General features: G+C 49.1%; 17 protein-coding genes and 1 pseudogene. 7 read left to right on the forward strand and 11 right to left on the reverse strand.

The window, feature by feature from the left end:
* Positions 1-24 precede the first annotated feature (24 nt).
* Positions 25-1,344, reverse strand: a pseudogene (locus Q0C11_RS02805) (N-6 DNA methylase); the annotation flags it as partial.
* Positions 1,345-1,458: 114 nt separating this feature from the next.
* Between Q0C11_RS02805 and Q0C11_RS02810 the strand changes: the two are divergent.
* The 3 genes from Q0C11_RS02810 to Q0C11_RS02820 are packed head-to-tail and all read left to right on the forward strand — an operon-like array spanning position 1,459 to position 3,366.
* Complete coding sequence (locus Q0C11_RS02810; protein WP_293005550.1) at positions 1,459-1,980, forward strand: DUF2141 domain-containing protein; 522 nt, start codon at positions 1,459-1,461, stop codon at positions 1,978-1,980.
* An 11-nt stretch (positions 1,981-1,991) separates the two neighbouring features.
* Positions 1,992-2,828 carry an alpha/beta hydrolase gene (locus Q0C11_RS02815; protein WP_293005551.1) on the forward strand — a complete coding sequence of 279 codons (837 nt, stop codon included), beginning with the start codon at positions 1,992-1,994 and terminating at the stop codon, positions 2,826-2,828.
* Positions 2,829-2,835: 7 nt separating this feature from the next.
* Positions 2,836-3,366: a CinA family protein gene (locus Q0C11_RS02820; protein WP_293005553.1), complete on the forward strand. Its 531-nt coding sequence runs from the start codon at positions 2,836-2,838 to the stop codon at positions 3,364-3,366.
* Positions 3,367-3,666: 300 nt separating this feature from the next.
* On the opposite strand, the gene sucD is transcribed toward Q0C11_RS02820, so the two are convergent.
* The 3 genes from sucD to Q0C11_RS02835 all read right to left on the reverse strand — a co-directional run bounded on the left by sucD (position 3,667) and on the right by Q0C11_RS02835 (position 6,791).
* A complete protein-coding gene (gene sucD / locus Q0C11_RS02825) occupies positions 3,667-4,554 on the reverse strand; it encodes a succinate--CoA ligase subunit alpha (protein WP_293005555.1) in 888 nt (295 codons plus the stop codon).
* 9 nt (positions 4,555-4,563) lie between these two features.
* A complete protein-coding gene (locus Q0C11_RS02830; RefSeq protein ID WP_293005557.1) occupies positions 4,564-5,745 on the reverse strand; it encodes a malate--CoA ligase subunit beta in 1,182 nt (393 codons plus the stop codon).
* A gap of 92 nt (positions 5,746-5,837) precedes the next feature.
* On the reverse strand, positions 5,838-6,791 hold the full coding sequence (locus Q0C11_RS02835; RefSeq protein WP_293005559.1) for a CoA ester lyase: 954 nt from the start codon (positions 6,789-6,791) through the stop codon (positions 5,838-5,840).
* Between the two features lie 432 nt (positions 6,792-7,223).
* Here Q0C11_RS02835 and tsaD point away from each other — a divergent pair, with 432 nt between their 5' ends.
* Positions 7,224-8,258: a tRNA (adenosine(37)-N6)-threonylcarbamoyltransferase complex transferase subunit TsaD gene (tsaD, locus tag Q0C11_RS02840; protein ID WP_293005560.1), complete on the forward strand. Its 1,035-nt coding sequence runs from the start codon at positions 7,224-7,226 to the stop codon at positions 8,256-8,258.
* Here tsaD and plsY read toward each other — a convergent pair.
* Positions 8,255-8,869 carry a glycerol-3-phosphate 1-O-acyltransferase PlsY gene (plsY, locus tag Q0C11_RS02845; protein ID WP_293005562.1) on the reverse strand — a complete coding sequence of 205 codons (615 nt, stop codon included), beginning with the start codon at positions 8,867-8,869 and terminating at the stop codon, positions 8,255-8,257. The genes tsaD and plsY overlap by 4 nt on opposite strands.
* A gap of 107 nt (positions 8,870-8,976) precedes the next feature.
* Between plsY and Q0C11_RS02850 the strand changes: the two genes are divergently transcribed.
* Both Q0C11_RS02850 and Q0C11_RS02855 read left to right on the forward strand, forming a co-directional pair.
* Positions 8,977-9,372: a dihydroneopterin aldolase gene (locus Q0C11_RS02850; protein WP_293005564.1), complete on the forward strand. Its 396-nt coding sequence runs from the start codon at positions 8,977-8,979 to the stop codon at positions 9,370-9,372.
* A gap of 171 nt (positions 9,373-9,543) precedes the next feature.
* Positions 9,544-9,822 carry a hypothetical protein gene (locus Q0C11_RS02855; protein WP_293005566.1) on the forward strand — a complete coding sequence of 93 codons (279 nt, stop codon included), beginning with the start codon at positions 9,544-9,546 and terminating at the stop codon, positions 9,820-9,822.
* 71 nt (positions 9,823-9,893) lie between these two features.
* On the opposite strand, the gene sbcB is transcribed toward Q0C11_RS02855, so the two are convergent.
* Positions 9,894-11,330: an exodeoxyribonuclease I gene (gene sbcB, locus Q0C11_RS02860; protein WP_293005568.1), complete on the reverse strand. Its 1,437-nt coding sequence runs from the start codon at positions 11,328-11,330 to the stop codon at positions 9,894-9,896.
* A gap of 114 nt (positions 11,331-11,444) precedes the next feature.
* Between sbcB and Q0C11_RS02865 the strand changes: the two genes are divergently transcribed.
* Entirely contained in the window at positions 11,445-11,837 is a 393-nt protein-coding gene (locus tag Q0C11_RS02865; protein WP_293005570.1) for a RidA family protein, read from the forward strand.
* Positions 11,838-11,878: 41 nt separating this feature from the next.
* Here Q0C11_RS02865 and Q0C11_RS02870 read toward each other — a convergent pair whose 3' ends face one another.
* Genes Q0C11_RS02870 through Q0C11_RS02890 form a run of 5 tightly spaced genes read right to left on the reverse strand, consistent with a single transcriptional unit; the run spans position 11,879 to position 16,588 of the window.
* Positions 11,879-12,808: a hypothetical protein gene (locus Q0C11_RS02870; protein ID WP_293005571.1), complete on the reverse strand. Its 930-nt coding sequence runs from the start codon at positions 12,806-12,808 to the stop codon at positions 11,879-11,881.
* A 37-nt stretch (positions 12,809-12,845) separates the two neighbouring features.
* A complete protein-coding gene (locus Q0C11_RS02875; RefSeq protein ID WP_293005573.1) occupies positions 12,846-13,229 on the reverse strand; it encodes a type II secretion system protein in 384 nt (127 codons plus the stop codon).
* 4 nt (positions 13,230-13,233) lie between these two features.
* Positions 13,234-13,752: a type II secretion system protein gene (locus Q0C11_RS02880; RefSeq protein ID WP_293005575.1), complete on the reverse strand. Its 519-nt coding sequence runs from the start codon at positions 13,750-13,752 to the stop codon at positions 13,234-13,236.
* 5 nt (positions 13,753-13,757) lie between these two features.
* A complete protein-coding gene (locus tag Q0C11_RS02885; protein WP_293005576.1) occupies positions 13,758-16,022 on the reverse strand; it encodes a secretin and TonB N-terminal domain-containing protein in 2,265 nt (754 codons plus the stop codon).
* The gene (locus tag Q0C11_RS02890; RefSeq protein WP_293005578.1) at positions 16,022-16,588 is read right to left on the reverse strand and encodes a hypothetical protein; all 567 of its coding nucleotides are present in this window, start codon (positions 16,586-16,588) and stop codon (positions 16,022-16,024) included. The genes Q0C11_RS02885 and Q0C11_RS02890 overlap by 1 nt, the downstream gene beginning before the upstream one ends.
* Between the last annotated feature and the right edge of the window lie 96 nt (positions 16,589-16,684).

Raw genomic sequence — 16,684 nt, forward strand, 5'->3', positions numbered from 1 at the left:
GATGAATTTTTCGCGCTGGCCTTTGTGCAGGTGGCTGATGACGGCGATGTTCTGGATGTGTTCTTCGCTGAATTCGCGGTGGGCGCGGTCGATCTGGGTGAAAATGTTGCGCGCGTCGATGAACAAAATTCTGTCGTCGTTCTTGGCTTTGTCGAAAAACCAGAGCGTCGCTGGCAGCGTGACGGTGTAGAACATGTTCGACGGCAGCGTCAGCATGGCGTAGATCAGATTCTGTTCGATCAGTGTTTTGCGGATGTCGGCTTCGGAGTGGCGCGCATCTGAGGCGGAATTCGCCATGACCAATGCGGCGCGGCCTTGCGGTTTGAGCGAGGTGGCGAACAGGCTAATCCACAGGTAATTGCCATTCGGCACGGTTTCCTTGCCTGCGTCGGCTTTCTTCACTTTCGATTTGTTGCGCGGGATACCGTAGGTGTTGAAACGCCGGTCTTTCTCCACGCTGGAAAGGCTCACGTCGTCGACGTTGAACGGCGGATTGGCGAGCACGTAATCGAATTACTCGAAGCTGTCATACGGGTCTTCGTAATAGGTGTTGGCCTGCTTGATTTCGCCGCGCAGGCCGCTGACCGCAAGGTTCATTTTGGCGAGCTTAACGGTATCCTGGGTTTTTTCCTGGCCGCACACATACACGCCGCTCTCCGCGCCTTTCAGTTCATTGCGGTGCGCTGCGATGAACTGGGCGGATTGCACGAACATGCCGCCGGAGCCGCAGGCGGGGTCGAACACTTTGCCGCCGTGCGGTTCGATGATCTCGACCATCAGACGCACCACCGAACGCGGGGTAAAGAACTCGCCGCCTTTCTGGCCTTCGCTGCGGGCAAATTCGGACAGGAAGTATTCGTAAATCTGCCCGAATAGGTCGCCGGTCGCGTTGGAGGGAATATCCGCGAAGGTTCTCAGCAATTGTTGCGGGATGGTTTTGTCGGTGCGCGTCAGCGCGGCGTATTCATCCTTCGGCAGCACGCCTTCGAGTTCCGGCTTGTATTCCTCGATGGCCTTCATCGCCTCCTTGAGCGCCTTGGCGATGTCCTTTTGTTCCGGCAGATTCAGCAGATAGTCGTAGCGGGTATGGTCGGGCAGGTAAAAACCACATTGCTCGATGGCGATTTCAGAAACCGGTTTCTCGCGCCGGGTGCCCTGCAACTTCTGATATTCCGCGAGAATGGCTTGCTCGTGGCGGCGGTAGTTATTGTCGGCAAATTTGAGAAAGATCAGTCCTAATACCGGTGTCGCATATTCGCTCGACTTCAGATCGGAATTGGCGCGCAGTTTATCAGCCGCACTCCACAGATCGGCTTCGAGTTTTTTCAGTTGTTCTTTATTCATGCATTCCCGGAACGGATGGCGTTTTTCTTCGGTCGTATGGCTTTATTCTTAGCGAATCGGTTATAGTAAACTATTCATTCGTTGCAAACCAAAAAAATCATACCGATGAAAACCATGAAATCCAAGATGCTACAACAATTGTCCGTATTTTCCAGACAACTGGCATGGGTGCTCGCGTTGGGCCTTTTGATCAACGCGCAGGCGCATTCTGATGCTGATGAATCATTGAATATTAGACCAGACGAAGTCCCTGATGTCTGCAATGCGGAACTTGCGCAAATCAGGGTAACCGTTAATGGTCTAGCACCAGGTGGTATTCTAAACGTTGAGTTGTACGATGACCCGGAGCACTTTCTGTTTAAAAAAGGGCGCGTACGCAAAGTTCGCACTGCGGCGGCAGAAGGGCCGCAGGAAGTCTGTATCAATCTGGAACAACCGGGCATCTACGCAGTGGCGGCTTATCATGATCTGGATGGAAACCGTAAATTAAGAAAGCGGTGGAATATGTTACCGCGCGAACCGTTTGGCTTATCGAACAATCCTGAACAGCACGTCGGTTTTCCGAAATTTAGCGATTCTGCTTTCACTACCAACAGCTTGGGTGCGGATATCGTGATCGACCTGAAGCAACCCTGATCGATCGAGCCATGCGCATGCTGCTAAACCTGTTCATTTTTATTGCGGCAGCTTATCTCGCGCTGGTTTTGTTGATCTATCTGAGTCAATCCCGTTTGGTGTATTTTCCCGATAAGCAACTCAGCAATACGCCCGGAATGTTCGGCCTGGATTATTCTTCAGTGAGCATTGCCACTGATGATGGTGAAACACTGCATGGATGGTGGGTACCTGTGCCGGATGCCAAAGGCACGGTGCTGTTTTTTCACGGCAACGCCGGAAATATTTCACATCGCATCAATTATCTGACCATGTTCAAGCGGTTGGGCTATAACACCTTGTTGTTTGACTACCGGGGTTATGGCCAGAGTAGCGGCACACCGTCGGAATCCGGCACTTATCTGGATGCGCAGGCCGTCTGGCGGCACTTGATCGAAACGCAAATGATTGCGCCTGAGCAGATTGCATTGTTTGGCGAATCGCTCGGCGGCCCAATCGCAGCCTGGCTGGCTGCCCGCGAAAAACCCGGCCTGCTGGCATTGGCTTCGACGTTTACTTCGGTTCCCGATCTGGCCACACAAATTTATCCGTTTCTGCCGGTACACTGGATCAGCCGTTTTGAGTACAACACGCTTGAATCACTACATTCGGTAACTTGCCCAGTTTTTATCGCACACAGCCCGCAGGATGAAATCGTCCCGTTTCAGCATGGCCAGAGGTTGTTTCACGAAGCTTCCGATCCGAAACACTTTTTAACCCTGCAAGGCGGTCACAACAACGGTTTTGTTTTTATGCAGCCTGAATGGCAAAAAGCTCTCGGAACATTTATGGATCAGCATCTAAACTCCCCATTGAAATTTTCAAGGTAGCTTACCGATGACCCGTGAGTCACAAATTTTTGATGATGATCAAGCCATTTTTGATCTGGCAGTGCGCGTCGGGGAGGCCCTTACGCAGCGGGGGTGGACGCTGGTAACGGCTGAATCCTGCACCGGCGGCTGGGTAGGTCAAGCGATAACCGCTGTGGCAGGCAGTTCAGGCTGGTATGAACGGGGGTTTATCACGTATAGCAACCAATCTAAATGCGAAATGCTGGGCGTGCAACAGACTACCCTAGATCAATTTGGCGCTGTTTCTCCGCAAACTGCGCAGGAAATGGTCATCGGAGCACTTAATCGAAGCCATGCGCAAATAAGCTTATCCATTACCGGAATTGCCGGACCCGATGGTGGGACAGCAACAAAACCGGTGGGAATGGTGTGTTTTGCCTGGGCGAATAAAGACGGCATGGTGCAGCAACAAACTTATCACTTCAAAGGCGACCGTCAAACCATCAGGTATTTGGCGGTGGAAACTGCATTGCGCGGGATTCTGAGTTTATTGGACAATGCAATTGCTGTAGGATGATGCTAACCGATGAAATTATTGGATAATCACAAAATTGGCTGCGGTTAGCACAGGCGTCGGTAATGTCAAAAATTCTATGTCAGAGGAAGGCCAAATAAGATCTTCTTCATGTGTTGTTTGAAGAAACAGAAACTTGTTATAGGTATTCGATAGGTTTTTTCCTCCATTTGCTTGATAACTATAAATATCAAGTTTAGTGCGGCATCTGAATTGGGGAAGCTATTGACACGAGAGCATTCGATGGGACAACAAGAAACCCAGAAAATGGTACTCCCGGGTTTCTTGTTGTGAGAATGACTATTACAGTTTCGCCAGCACTTCCGCAACCGTTTGTCCCATCAATGACGGTGTCGGGCAGATGGTGACACCGAGTTCTTTCAATATCGCAACTTTTTCTGCGGCGCTTTCTCCGGCGGAGGAGATGATCGCTCCGGCGTGCCCCATGCGCCGCCCTTCCGGTGCGGTCAAGCCAGCAATGTAAGCGACCAGTGGCTTGGTCATATTTTCCTTGGCGAATTTACCCGCTTCGACTTCCTGCGGGCCGCCGATTTCACCGATCATCAGCGCAACTTTGGTTTCAGGGTCTTGTTCCAGTCGTTCCAGAATATCGCGGTGCGAGCTGCCGGGAATCGGGTCACCACCGATGCCGACCGAGGTGGAAATGCCGATACCGAGCAAACGCATCTGGTCGGCAGCTTCATAACCCAAGGTACCGGAGCGGCCAACCACACCGATATTGCCGCGAACATAAATATGGCCTGGCATGATGCCAAGCATGGCGCGGCCTGGGCTGATGGTGCCGGCGCAATTCGGGCCGGTCAGCAGCATGCGCTCTGCTTTTGGAAAGCGGCGCAGGAAATTCTTGACCGTCATCATGTCTTGCGTCGGAATACCGTCGGTGATCGAGACACAGTATTTGATTCCAGCATCGGCGGCTTCCATGATCGAATCTGCAGCGAAGGCCGGCGGCACGAAGACAATGCTGGCCTCTGCGCCAGCTTGCTTGACCGCTTCCTTAACCGTGTTGAATACCGGCAACCCTAGGTGTGTTTGTCCGCCTTTTCCGGGCGTGACACCGCCAACCACGTTGGAACCGTAGTCAATCATTTCCTGTGCGTGAAAGGTGCCGATTCTTCCGGTAAAGCCTTGCACAATAATTTTTGTTTTTTCGTTGATTAATATGGCCACTTTGTACTCCTAGGCTTTTTGTGCGACGACTTCGTTGCGGGCGCGAACCACTTTTTCCGCGGCCTCCGCTAACGTATCGGCGGTGATAATGGGCAGGCCGCTGTTCTTGATGATGCTGCGACCTTCCTCGACGTTAGTCCCCGACAGACGAACCACCAACGGGATTTTCATATCGATGTTCTTGACAGCCTGCACCACGCCTTCCGCAATCCAGTCACAGCGGTTGATACCGGCGAAAATATTCACCAGCATCGCTTTAACGTTGGCATCGGCGAGTACCAGACGGAACGCTTTTTCAGTACGCTCGGCGGATGCACCGCCACCGACGTCGAGAAAATTGGCAGGCTCGCCGCCTGCCAGCTTGATCATATCCATCGTCGCCATCGCCAGGCCTGCGCCATTGATCATGCAACCGATGTCACCATCCAGTCCGACATAACTTAAACCGGCCTCGGCGGCGGCGACTTCGCGACTGTCCACTTGCGTATTGTCACGCAGTTCAGCGATCTTATGACGGCGGAACAATGCATTTTCGTCAAATACCATTTTGGCGTCGATTGCCACGATTTCGTTATTGGCGGTTATGGCTAGCGGGTTGATTTCCAGGGTATTAGCGTCGAGATCCCGCAATGCGCGGTAACAGCCTTTGATGGTTTTCACCGCGTGATTCAGTTGCGCCGGGTCGATACCTAAACCAAACGCCATTTTTCGCGCTTGAAAATCCTGCAACCCGACGGCGGGTTCAATATAAATCTTAATGATCGCCTCTGGATTGGTCTCTGCCAGCTTCTCGATTTCCATCCCGCCTTCGGCAGCACCGATCATGATGATGCGCTCACTAGCGCGGTCGACCATGAAAGATAGATACATCTCCTTGCTGATACTGGTTCCGGCTTCAACGTAGATCCTGGAACAAATTTTTCCAGCCGGACCGGTTTGATGCGTCACCAATTTTTTGCCGATTAACTCCTCGGCGGCTTGTTCGACTTCCGCATGCGTTCTGCACACCTTAATGCCACCCGCCTTGCCACGTGCACCTGAATGAATTTGTGCCTTAACGACCCATACATCGCCTTCTATTTCTCTGGCTCGTTGCACTGCTTCGACGATGCTGTAGGCGAGACCACCTTCAGCAATCTTGACGCCGTACTGCGCCAGAATTTCTTTTGCTTGATATTCATGAATGTTCAATTCAATTTCCCCACAATCGCAATAACTGCGTTAACTCAATAAGTTCAATTCATTGCATCATAAAAACAAAAGCCGCAATCTGCGGCTTTTAATCATCGACCGTTTTTGGCGGCAATCGCATCCGCGACTTTCACCACATTATTGGCCATTCTTTCGGAAGCCGCATCTATTAAACGACCATCCAATGCTGCAGCGCCCTTACCTTGGGCGGCAGCTTCCTTGAGCGCAGCCAGAATACGTTTGGCTTTTTCAATCTCTCTTTCAGGCGGGGTGAACACATCGTTTGCAAATTCAACCTGTGTCGGATGAATGGCCCATTTACCTTCGCAGCCTAGTGCAGCTGCGCGTTTCGCCGCCAGCACGTAACCATCCGGATCTTTAATGTCGCCAAATGGGCCATCGATAGGGCGCAAGCCATAAGCACGGCAGGCCACGATCATGCGACTGATGGCAAAATGCCACTGGTCACCGGGATAATCCGGGTTCAAGCCGCCGATGTTGGTGGTTCTGGCACGGTTGCTAGCGGCGTAATCAGCCACGCCAAAATGCAAGGCTTCCAATCGCCCCACTGTACCGTGACGCGCAATATCTTCCACATTGGCCATACCCAGAGCGGTTTCGATCAATGCTTCCAGACCAATGCGGTTGGTCAGACCTTGTTGCTTTTCAAGCTGCGTCACCATGGCTTCCACCATGTAGACATCCGCATAAACGCCCGCTTTCGGGATCAACAGCGTATCAATCTTACTTCCGGCCTGTTCAACCAAGTCCACTACATCTCGCACCATGTATTGCGTATCAAGACCGTTGATGCGCACGGAAACTGTGATGCCATGACCTTTCCAATCCAAATCATTAAGCGCCTGAATAACATTTTTACGCGCTTGGACTTTGTCGTCGGGAGCGACTGCATCTTCCAAATCGAGAAAAACAAAGTCTACACCGCTATTCAATGCCTTCTCAAACATCCCTGGGTTGGAGCCCGGTACGGCCAATTCACAGCGTTGTACTCGCTGCACGGTGGTTTCATAAAGCGTGTGACTCATTTTTCCTCCAGAATTAATAAATTTTTAAGTAATCAATAGGGCTAACAACGAACATGCCGGATGGATTATGGTTTATTGTGTACCATTTCACCTGATCTGCCCTCAAAAGCAAGCATGGAATAAAGCATTCTGTGTTTCGTGGATTAGCAACGCAGGTAATCTTGATGAGGTGAACGGTTAGAATATATGGTTTTGGTTTTTTGTTTTAAAGGCTAATTATTCAGCGAATTATATCTTCTCTATGAGAATTTATCTACTGACAGCCTTTCCCCATGTGAAATGCGTCTGAGCAAAAGGATTCTGAATCGGGCATTATGCGGGCTAAATTGATCGATAGGGTGCAGCAAAAGCTACCGGTCATTAAGCGTCACAATGCTAAAATGACCCAGTGAAAGTCTATCCATAAAACCATAACCACCCTGATTTTTTCTAATGCTTGTTTTAGGAATTGAAACTTCTTGTGACGAAACCGGAATCGCACTTTTTGACACCAAGCGCGGTCTGCTGAGTCACGCATTGTATTCTCAGATAGAAATGCATAGCGAATATGGCGGCGTGGTGCCCGAACTGGCATCACGCGATCATATCCGGCGCGTGTTGCCCTTGATTAAACAAACATTAGCAGCCGCGAAATGTGACTTGCACCAAATCAATGCCATAGCGTATACGCAGGGTCCCGGTTTGGCCGGCGCGCTTCTGGTCGGTGCCAGTATTGGCGCAGCAATGAGTTTTTCGTTGAAGATTCCTGCTCTGGGCATTCATCATCTTGAAGGACACTTACTGTCTCCGTTATTATCTACGCCAGCACCAGACTTTCCATTCATTGCTTTGCTGGTATCGGGAGGGCATACGCAATTGATGCAAGTGGATGCAGTTGGCCACTATAGGCTGCTGGGCGAGACTGTAGACGACGCTGCCGGTGAAGCATTTGATAAAACAGCTAAATTACTGGGATTGGGTTATCCGGGTGGCGCGGCTTTATCCAAACTCGCGCGGCGAGGTCGCCCAGGACAATTTAAACTTCCGCGACCAATGCTGAATAGCGGGGATCTCAATTTTAGTTTCAGTGGGCTAAAGACTGCAGTGCTGACTTTAGTCAACAAACAGGAAAGTACCGACCAAATCCGTGCGGATATTGCTTTGGCATTTCAAGATGCGGCGGTGGAGGTATTGACGGAAAAATCATTGGCCGCTTTATCGCAATCAAGGTTAACACGACTGGTAGTGGCCGGAGGTGTCGGCGCCAACGAGCAATTGCGCGAAAGTCTCAACCATAAAGCGGCCTTAAAAGGCGCGATGGTTTTTTATCCAGAACTTGAATTTTGTACTGACAATGGTGCCATGATCGCATTTGCCGGTGCCATGCGACTCCAGTCGATGCCGGAAAAGAATTGGCAACCAGCCAGCAGTTTCACCGTCAAGGCACGCTGGGACCTAGAAATGCTTGAGAAGCCGGAAGCTGATTAGGTGCCGGGAGATTTTTTCTCACCAATGCGCCCTTCCTTGCCAGCAAGTAAATTAACGATATTCGACTGATGCCGCCAAATCAATACCAGCGACATCAACAACACAGCCAATGTACTGCCTTCAAAGCCAAGTATGGCACCGGCATATACTGGCGCCAACGCGGCGGCAACCAAAGCCGACAACGATGATATGCGCCAGATCAGTACAACCAGTATCCAAGTTCCGATGGCCATCAGACCTATCCACAAGTTCAGGCCCAGCAGCACTCCCACTGCAGTTGCCACACCTTTGCCACCCTGAAAACGTAAAAATACCGGAAATACATGCCCAAGAAACACCGCCAAGGCAACCACAGCCACTGTTTCGTTTCCCAATTCCCAGGTCGTAGCGTACGTTTGCGCCAGAATTACTGCAACCCAGCCTTTTCCTGCATCGCCCAGCAAGGTTAAAACTGCTGCTGCTTTCTTGCCGCTGCGCAAGACATTGGTTGCACCCGGATTTTTTGAGCCGTACGTGCGCGGGTCGGGTAATTTAAAAATCCAACTGGATATCACGGCAAAGGAAACCGATCCCAGCAAATAAGCCAGTAAAGCAAATACCAATAACGTCATGTGATCAGCACCACCCAGACAAAATAGAATAGAATCGCGTATTGCTCATAACAATGAAGCCTCCGGCACTCCCAGATTAACCCACACATTTTAGCGCCTAATCAACGATGGATATTATTTTTCTGCACGACTTTAAGGCCAAGACCCTGATTGGCATTTATCCCTGGGAGCGGATAGTTCCACAAACTATCCAGATAGACCTGGAAATCGCGTTGCCCACCAGCCGTGCATGTCAATCCGATAACATCCAAGACGCATTGGATTATGCGCTGATCATCGAAAGAATTAACGAAATCCTGACAAAGCACCATTTCTCACTACTAGAAGCATTGGCTGAGCATATCGCGCAAACTATTCTGACGGAATTTCAATCACCGTGGGTTAAAGTTAGCGTTGCCAAACTTGGGATCATACGCGGGGTCAAGAAGCTGGGGGTGCGCATTGAACGGACACCGGATGCTGTATCCGATATCCGGTCGCGCATAGGTCTAGTTAAGAACTAATTGAGGGTTTCTCTGATGGATTCAGTATAATTTCTTGTGATACTGTGGGGTGCATGAAACTTGTATTGGTTCCATGATTCGTTACCAGACTCTACCAATCAGCCTTGGTAGAACTCGACACTAATATCCGACAAGTTTTAATTGCTTGGCTAACAGGTTGAAGGATAAGCGATGAAATATGAATTGCTGGGCGAATATCACGCCTTTATGAAACAAGCTAAGGATGCAGCAGAAAAACGCTTTGCTCTGCTTTACAACCTTTCGACACAAATACGCAACTTAGCCGAAGATCCGACAAAAACAATTGATATGGAGGCGGAAACAATAAAAACTGCGATAGCGGAAGCCAAGGCGGCAGAATTTGAAATGACTGCCGCAATCGGCTGCGTCAATGAAACCGCCAAGCTGTGCGGAGAAAAAGAAATCACGACAGATAGTTTCAGACGTTAACAGCCGTTACAAAAAGTTTTTGAAATAGCTGATGCAAGGCAAAAGAAAAAACGTCTCTGGATGTAAGGTATCTATGACGAATCCATTAAGTTACTACCCCACGCTTCCAATTCATTCAATATCCGCTTAGCATTCTCATCTGCCTTATACGGTTCCCGCAATAACGCAATTTGCGCCGAGAATTCGTCAAAAGTGATGTTTCCACCGCCATTTGCTTGCGTCAGGCGCTGCAAGCGCAACAATTCCCACCGCTCCGCTTCTACTGGCTCTAATGTTTCCGGCCAATTACGGGCGCGATAGCGAAACAACAATTCAGGCAATCGCTTGTCATGAAAATCAAATTGCATTTTTGCCAGCTGTTTCGGTGAAGCTGCCCGTATTTGTACTAGAGATGCTGCATCCGCATTGTTCAGAAAACCATCATACAGGGCCACATCGACGTCACCGGATGACTCAAATGTGCGACTGGTATAAGCAGTAGCCACGCGCTGAAAGAAATCGGGAGTCGCGCATAATGCTTGCCAATGTTGATAACAAGCATCCAGATCGAGTGCGATACGTTCGGCGGCTTCATTATCTAAAGTACTGCGTGGCGCAAGTGCCGGGCATTTGTTGATCTTTATTGATTTGACCGGCAGCCGTTGCATGCCTTCGGGCAGGTCGTCGTTACGGGTAAACAGCAATTGGCTCAGTTCGTCTACATTCAGCTGCAGGAACATTTCCGGGTCATGGCGCAAGTCATACACCAGTATGCTGTTATTATTTCCCGGTTCCATAATCAAGGGCATGGCCAGCGAAGTACAACCGGTTTTAGCCGGATACATGCGCGTCGTGTGCAATACCGGGTTGCGCGTAGTTAGATCAAGTTGTGTCGTGACCTTGCGCTTATCGCGTAGCTGCAACAACCAGTCAAAGAGGCGCGGCTGTTGCGTGCGTATCAGACGCGCCAGGGCAATCGTGGCACGCACGTCGGACAAGGCATCATGCGCGGACTCATGCAGAATACCGTTGGCGGCGACCAGATCCTGCAGTTTGAAACTGGGCTGTCCGTCTTCATGTTGCGGCCAGGTGATACCAGCAGGGCGCAACGCATACGTCATACGTACCAGATCAATAATGTCCCAACGTGAATTACCTTGCTGCCACTCGCGCGCATAGGGATCATAAAAATTGCGATACAGGGTAAAGCGCGTCACTTCATCGTCAAACCGCAGCGAGTTGTAGCCAACGCCACAGGTACCCGGTTGCGCCAATTCAGCGTGGATACGTGCGATGAATTCCGGTTCTGGTAGTCCTTGCGCATCAGCCAGTTGTGGCGTAATGCCAGTAAGCAGGCAAGCTTCCGGATGCGGCAAAAAATCCCGCGCCGGTCTGCAATAGATCATCAGCGGTTCGCCAATTTCATGTAAATCTTCATCGGTGCGCACCCCGGCAAACTGCGCCGGACGATCACGCCGCGGATCGGCACCAAATGTTTCGTAGTCATGCCAATAAAATGTCGTCGTCATGGTCATTTACAGATTTGAAAGCGCTGGCTCAAAACTCGTTTTACAATAAACGCATTGCGCCATTATAGAAATATCTTGCGCAAAACTTTCTCAATCAGACAAAAAGGACACAGTATGGCACGTAAACTCATCAGCTCAGGTTCAACATTTGAAAAGGAAATCGGCTACTCTCGCGCAGTGGTCGAAGGTGATTGGGTGTTGGTATCCGGCACGACCGGCTTTGACTACAGCAAAATGACTATCTCAGATAATTTGCTGGAACAAGCGGAACAATGTTTTCAGAACATCGAATCGGCATTGCAACAAGCCGGTGCAAGCATGAAAGATGTGGTGCGCGTCACGTATGTATTTCCCAAAGCCGAAGACTTCGAGAAATGCTGGCCGGTGATGCGCAAATATCTCGGTGATGTCAGACCATCGGCGATGATGCTGGCGGCCGGTTTGTCCGATCCGCGCATGAAAATTGAAATTCAGGTGACAGCCTACCGCAATACCGGAGCTGAATGATACGGGAATACGATTGGCGATATCTCAAAATTTCCGCTGAGCTATTTCGATCCGAAAGGCGAAGCGCCTTGAGCGGGTGCTGGAGAAGATTGCGGCGCGAAAGGTGAAGCAGATGAACCGGACGAACCCGATGAGCCTTGGGAGGATTGCGGTGAAAAAGGCGAACCTTTCGCTGGCGCTGCTCCAGGGGTACTGGGCTGATTCTGTGGCGATGCTGCCCCTTTTGCAGCGGCGCCTTCTCCAGGTTTATAGATAAATTTCCAATCCTGATAAGTTTTAGCTTCCGAGAACTTGGCATAAACCTCGGGAAATTGGTCTTTTTTTATGGGCCTCTTCTCCGAAAGACTATATACCCCGATGATTCTCTTCCCAATATTAGAGCTCATTCCAGAGCTGGTGCTCGTTGCCGGATTACTGCCGGAAGCTTGCCCAGCAGCGCCCGCCGTTTGATTAGCATTAGGAGCTAAGCCGGGGCTCGCTGCTGCGCTCGGATTGGCAGCGGCATTGGGATTATTTGGGGTTACATTTGGACTTGAAGCTGCACCCATTCCTGAAGTTGTATTTGGATTCGTAGCTGAACTTGGATTTGTCGCCGATCTTTGATTCGACGCTGCGTTGTTTTGTGTTGCTGCCGCACCGGCGGCGGTATTGGCCGGAGTTTCCTCAATCAGACCCCATTCCTCCGAGTTGGTGATCGGGTCCAGATAGATTTTACGTAAATGACGCTGAACGTTTATTGCACGGCCATCTTGCAGCAAGTCTTCCAATTTTTCCGGGTATTGCTTTGTGCCACTATTATGATAAGACATGATGGCTTTGCGGAACTGTTCGCCAATAAACAACAGCTCAGCTTCCTTATCGCGCTGGGATTTGGCTTGCCATACCTGCGCTGCCCCAGCCATGATAACGCCAGCCAAAGCGATAGAAAACAACGCCCAGAGATAGACAAAGCCATTTTCTCGCGGAGACATTCTAGCTCGCTAAAAAATACGACTCAAAAAGAATCGCCTACCATTCTTCATAATAGGTACCGTCCGCTGATTGCCCGGTGTGACCACTATGAACATCATAGACACCTGATTCCATTTCATTCTTGGGCGGCATCACAATCCAGGTTTGATTGTTCTCAGTAAATGGATCTATCGGAACCTTGCGTAAATATTGCTTGTCCACCAACTCCTCCAGATCAATCGGATATTTTCCGGTGTCGGAATAAAACTGATCGATTGCATTTCGCATAATCAAGAGATCTTGCCGCAATACCGCTTCTTTGGCTTTGTCGAGCGAACTGAAATAACGTGGGGCGACAAGGCTCAGTAACGTGGCAACAATGGCCATGACCACCAGCAATTCGATCAAGGTAAATCCCTGGTGTCTCAGATTTGCTGACATGCGGTCACCATTCCCGGTAAGGGACGCCATTCATGCCGATGGCTTCCGAGCGTGAAAAAACATCAAAAACATCATCGCCTTCTTTGGGGCTATCCCAGGGACTTTCATAACTTCGTTTCCCCCAGGTTTCTTCTGCCGGAGTTAACTGTATGCCCATGCCCATAACATCCAATTCTGTGAACATGGGATCTCTGGGCAGACGGCGCAAAAAATAAATAATTTTCTTTTTAGGGTCTTTGATATCCGGCACGCCCATATAGAGTTCTTCAAGCCTGGGAGGATAACCCGATTCATCGACTTTTTTGGCGATGCGTCCCTCGTCGGTAGCCAGCTTGTAGGCATCGATTGCGGTGCGTATCTGGCGCAATGCAACGCGCAGCTCTTGCTCCTTTTCTCGCTTTACCATGAGTTCACGTAACGGCATGGCCGCTGTCGCCAGAATCCCCATAATCGCGAGCACGATCATCAACTCAATTAGTGTAAAACCTTTATGTTTACGAAAGAACGTCAATGAACTCCGCATGAAAATTATTTAAAATTGACAGTTGCAGTTGCAGGCAACATCACATCGATCGACTCTCCGGTCTCTAGATCTTCAGCAGTGGCATTCTGAATATTGATTTCCGTGATGCCAGGGTTGGCCGCAATCACTTTAAATCGTATTTGCGTAGCCAGGCCGGTCGTTTGGTCTCTACCCAGCCTGATAGTGCGCGTACCGGACTTATCCCCGCCATCGAGCGCTTCCAAGACGCTGGATTCGTAATTTAATTGGAGCTCCGTATTGACCATCGGTTTTGCACCGACCAGCCGGACATTGACCGAAAATTCCTTATCCAAGCCAACCGTAGTTGGCGCCTGCATCGTCAATGTAGGCGTCATCGTTGCAGCAGCGGCAAAAGGATTGGGAATATCCGATTCTTCCCGTGTCGCAGCAAAGGCATCCAAGCCTCTTGCAGCAGCTGAACCAGAACCAGCTGGTGCAATTGCCAGGGATTGTGCTGCGGTTTTGTGAATTTTGACTGGCAATTTACCCGCTTCACTAGCGGTACCAAAGTGGTATTCGTTTTCCAAGTTAGATGGTCTGGCAAGATTGCGAATAATACGAGGAGTTATGAGCAACACCACCTCATTTTTTGTTCTGTCAATGTTTTGATTGGATGTCAATCGATCCAATCCTGGAATATTCAGCAATCCAGCAAGACCTGTAACGCTTTTCCTATCCCGATTATCAAGAAGCCCTGCTATAATTTGCGTTTCCCCATCTTTTATAGTAAGCAAAGTTTCGGCATTTCTCGTTCCAACACGGGGAGCGGTTGCTCCTTGCGGACTTTGAATTGTGTCTAACAGAGAACTTACTTCCAAAGTAACTTTTAACGTAATATCGTCATTTAATCCGATACGAGGTTCAACATCAAGCTTGACACCCAAATCGATAAAAGTTGGTGTTGAAGTAACAACGGCTGAAACACCAGCCTGCACATTAGCTGTAAAAAAAGGCTCCTTGGTACCCACATGAATCTTCGCTTTTTCTCGATTATTGACTCGAATTCTGGGGTTGGCCAGGATATCTCCCGATGAGAAATTTTGTAGAAAATCAATCTGAGCTTGCCTAGTCATACCAAAACTTTTGAGGCCATCAAAGCCAAATGAACTAATTAAAGCCGGTGCAGGAGCTACAGCTGCTGCTCCTGCCCAGCTAAATTGCAGTGATTGAGGAAAATTAGGTCCCACTATAAATTTGTTATTCCGAGTAATATCCAGAATCAATACCTCAAGCATGACCTCGGGTTCTGCATAGTCATTTAGACTTACCAAGCGCTCAGTTAAACGGATTGCTTCCAGCGTATCGCGCATGATAAACAGATTAAGCTGTTCGTTAACATAAATGTCTTTAGCCTTGACGATACCTCTAACCATCGCAACCATCTGCTTCACATCGGTATGCGCGATCTGGAAGCTGCGCACTACCAGTTCCTGGTAATCTTTCAACTTGGCTGGTGTATTCGGATAAATCAATAATGAATTATTATTGAGTACCTTGTAAGCCAATTGATTGGTCGTCAAGATTAATTTAAGAATATCTTCGATGGTGTTGTCGCGCACAAAAATAGAAATTTTGCTATCCTGCCGAATATCCTTGTCAAACACAAAATTGATGCCGGCGGTGCGCGACATGATTTCAAATACCGATCTCAAATCAGCATCTTTAAACTCCATCGACACTGATTTTTTAAAGGAGGATTCCAACGCCAAGTCAGTAACTTCAGGTCGCGATAGTCTCGAATTAATTTCTGCGATCAACTGACGCGCATGCAACTGTTGGGGATTCTCTTGCAAAATGGCACGAATCATTGTTTCCGCACCTAACGTATCGTTGCGTGCCAACAATGCTCTTGCGGTATCGATTGCAGCAATATGGCGACGCTCCAGTGCTATCTGCTCGATACCCTCTTTAGCGCGTTCATTAAACGGATAGAGATTTAAGATACGTTGGAATGCTTGTTCGGCACGTTCCAGATCTCCAGATAAGCGTAAGTTCTCAGCATCAAACTGAAGTTTACCAATCACTTCTTCGTATAAGCGTATTGATACCGCTTGAATCTCCTTATTTTCAGGCTCTTCACGTCGAGCTTGTTCTAATTTTGTAAGCCCGCTCTCAAATTGGCCTTGTGTAATCAGCTTTTTTCCGTCATCAAACGCAGTGTTCCGGGTATCGAATGTTCGGTTATTGATCGCACATCCTGCGATAGATATGGACAAAATGATAAGGACAATCGTATTCCAGCTTCTCATCAGAAAGTTCCTGCGATTTGATTGTTGATCGTAAGCGTCTGTTTGATATTGAGCGGCAAATAAGTCACTGTAATGGCATTGTCATTGACCGAGTCCAGCCGGTATGTATCGTTAATTTTTCCGCCAATCTTGGTAATGAGATTCTCTCCGGATTGCGACAGGAAAACCCATGTTTCATTGTCCGCAATCGCTTTACCCGCATATTTAAATTGCAAAGGCGGTGCAGTCGGTACAGGAGGCTCCGAGGTTCTTGCGGCCTGTGCCATTCTGATTGCTTGTTCTTCTTCATGATCGTCGATAACAGTCCGTTTCGGTACCCAGTTCGTAGATGCAAACAACTCACCGGCAACCGGGCTAAATTTCCGTTGCCCGAGCTTACTCACATCCAGTTGCGCAGCGTTCGATTCAGTTTTTTTAGCTCTGTCCTGAGCTGTTCTTCCTGATTGCAGGGTCTCTGGAACATGCAATTCAGGCTCGTCATCAACTTCGACCAAAGCCGCAGCGATCACTGTCCCTACCAGCACCCCTCCAATGATCATTTTCCGTTTTTTTTCCGCTGCATCCATTTTATTATTTATTCATATAAAGATTAATTTCCAGTCGCACTTCAAGCTTATCACTGGCCGTACTCTCACGCTTTATAGCGATCGCCGATATCGCCA

This window comes from Nitrosomonas sp., from assembly GCF_022842015.1.
In the GTDB taxonomy this organism is placed as follows: Bacteria; Pseudomonadota; Gammaproteobacteria; order Burkholderiales; family Nitrosomonadaceae; genus Nitrosomonas.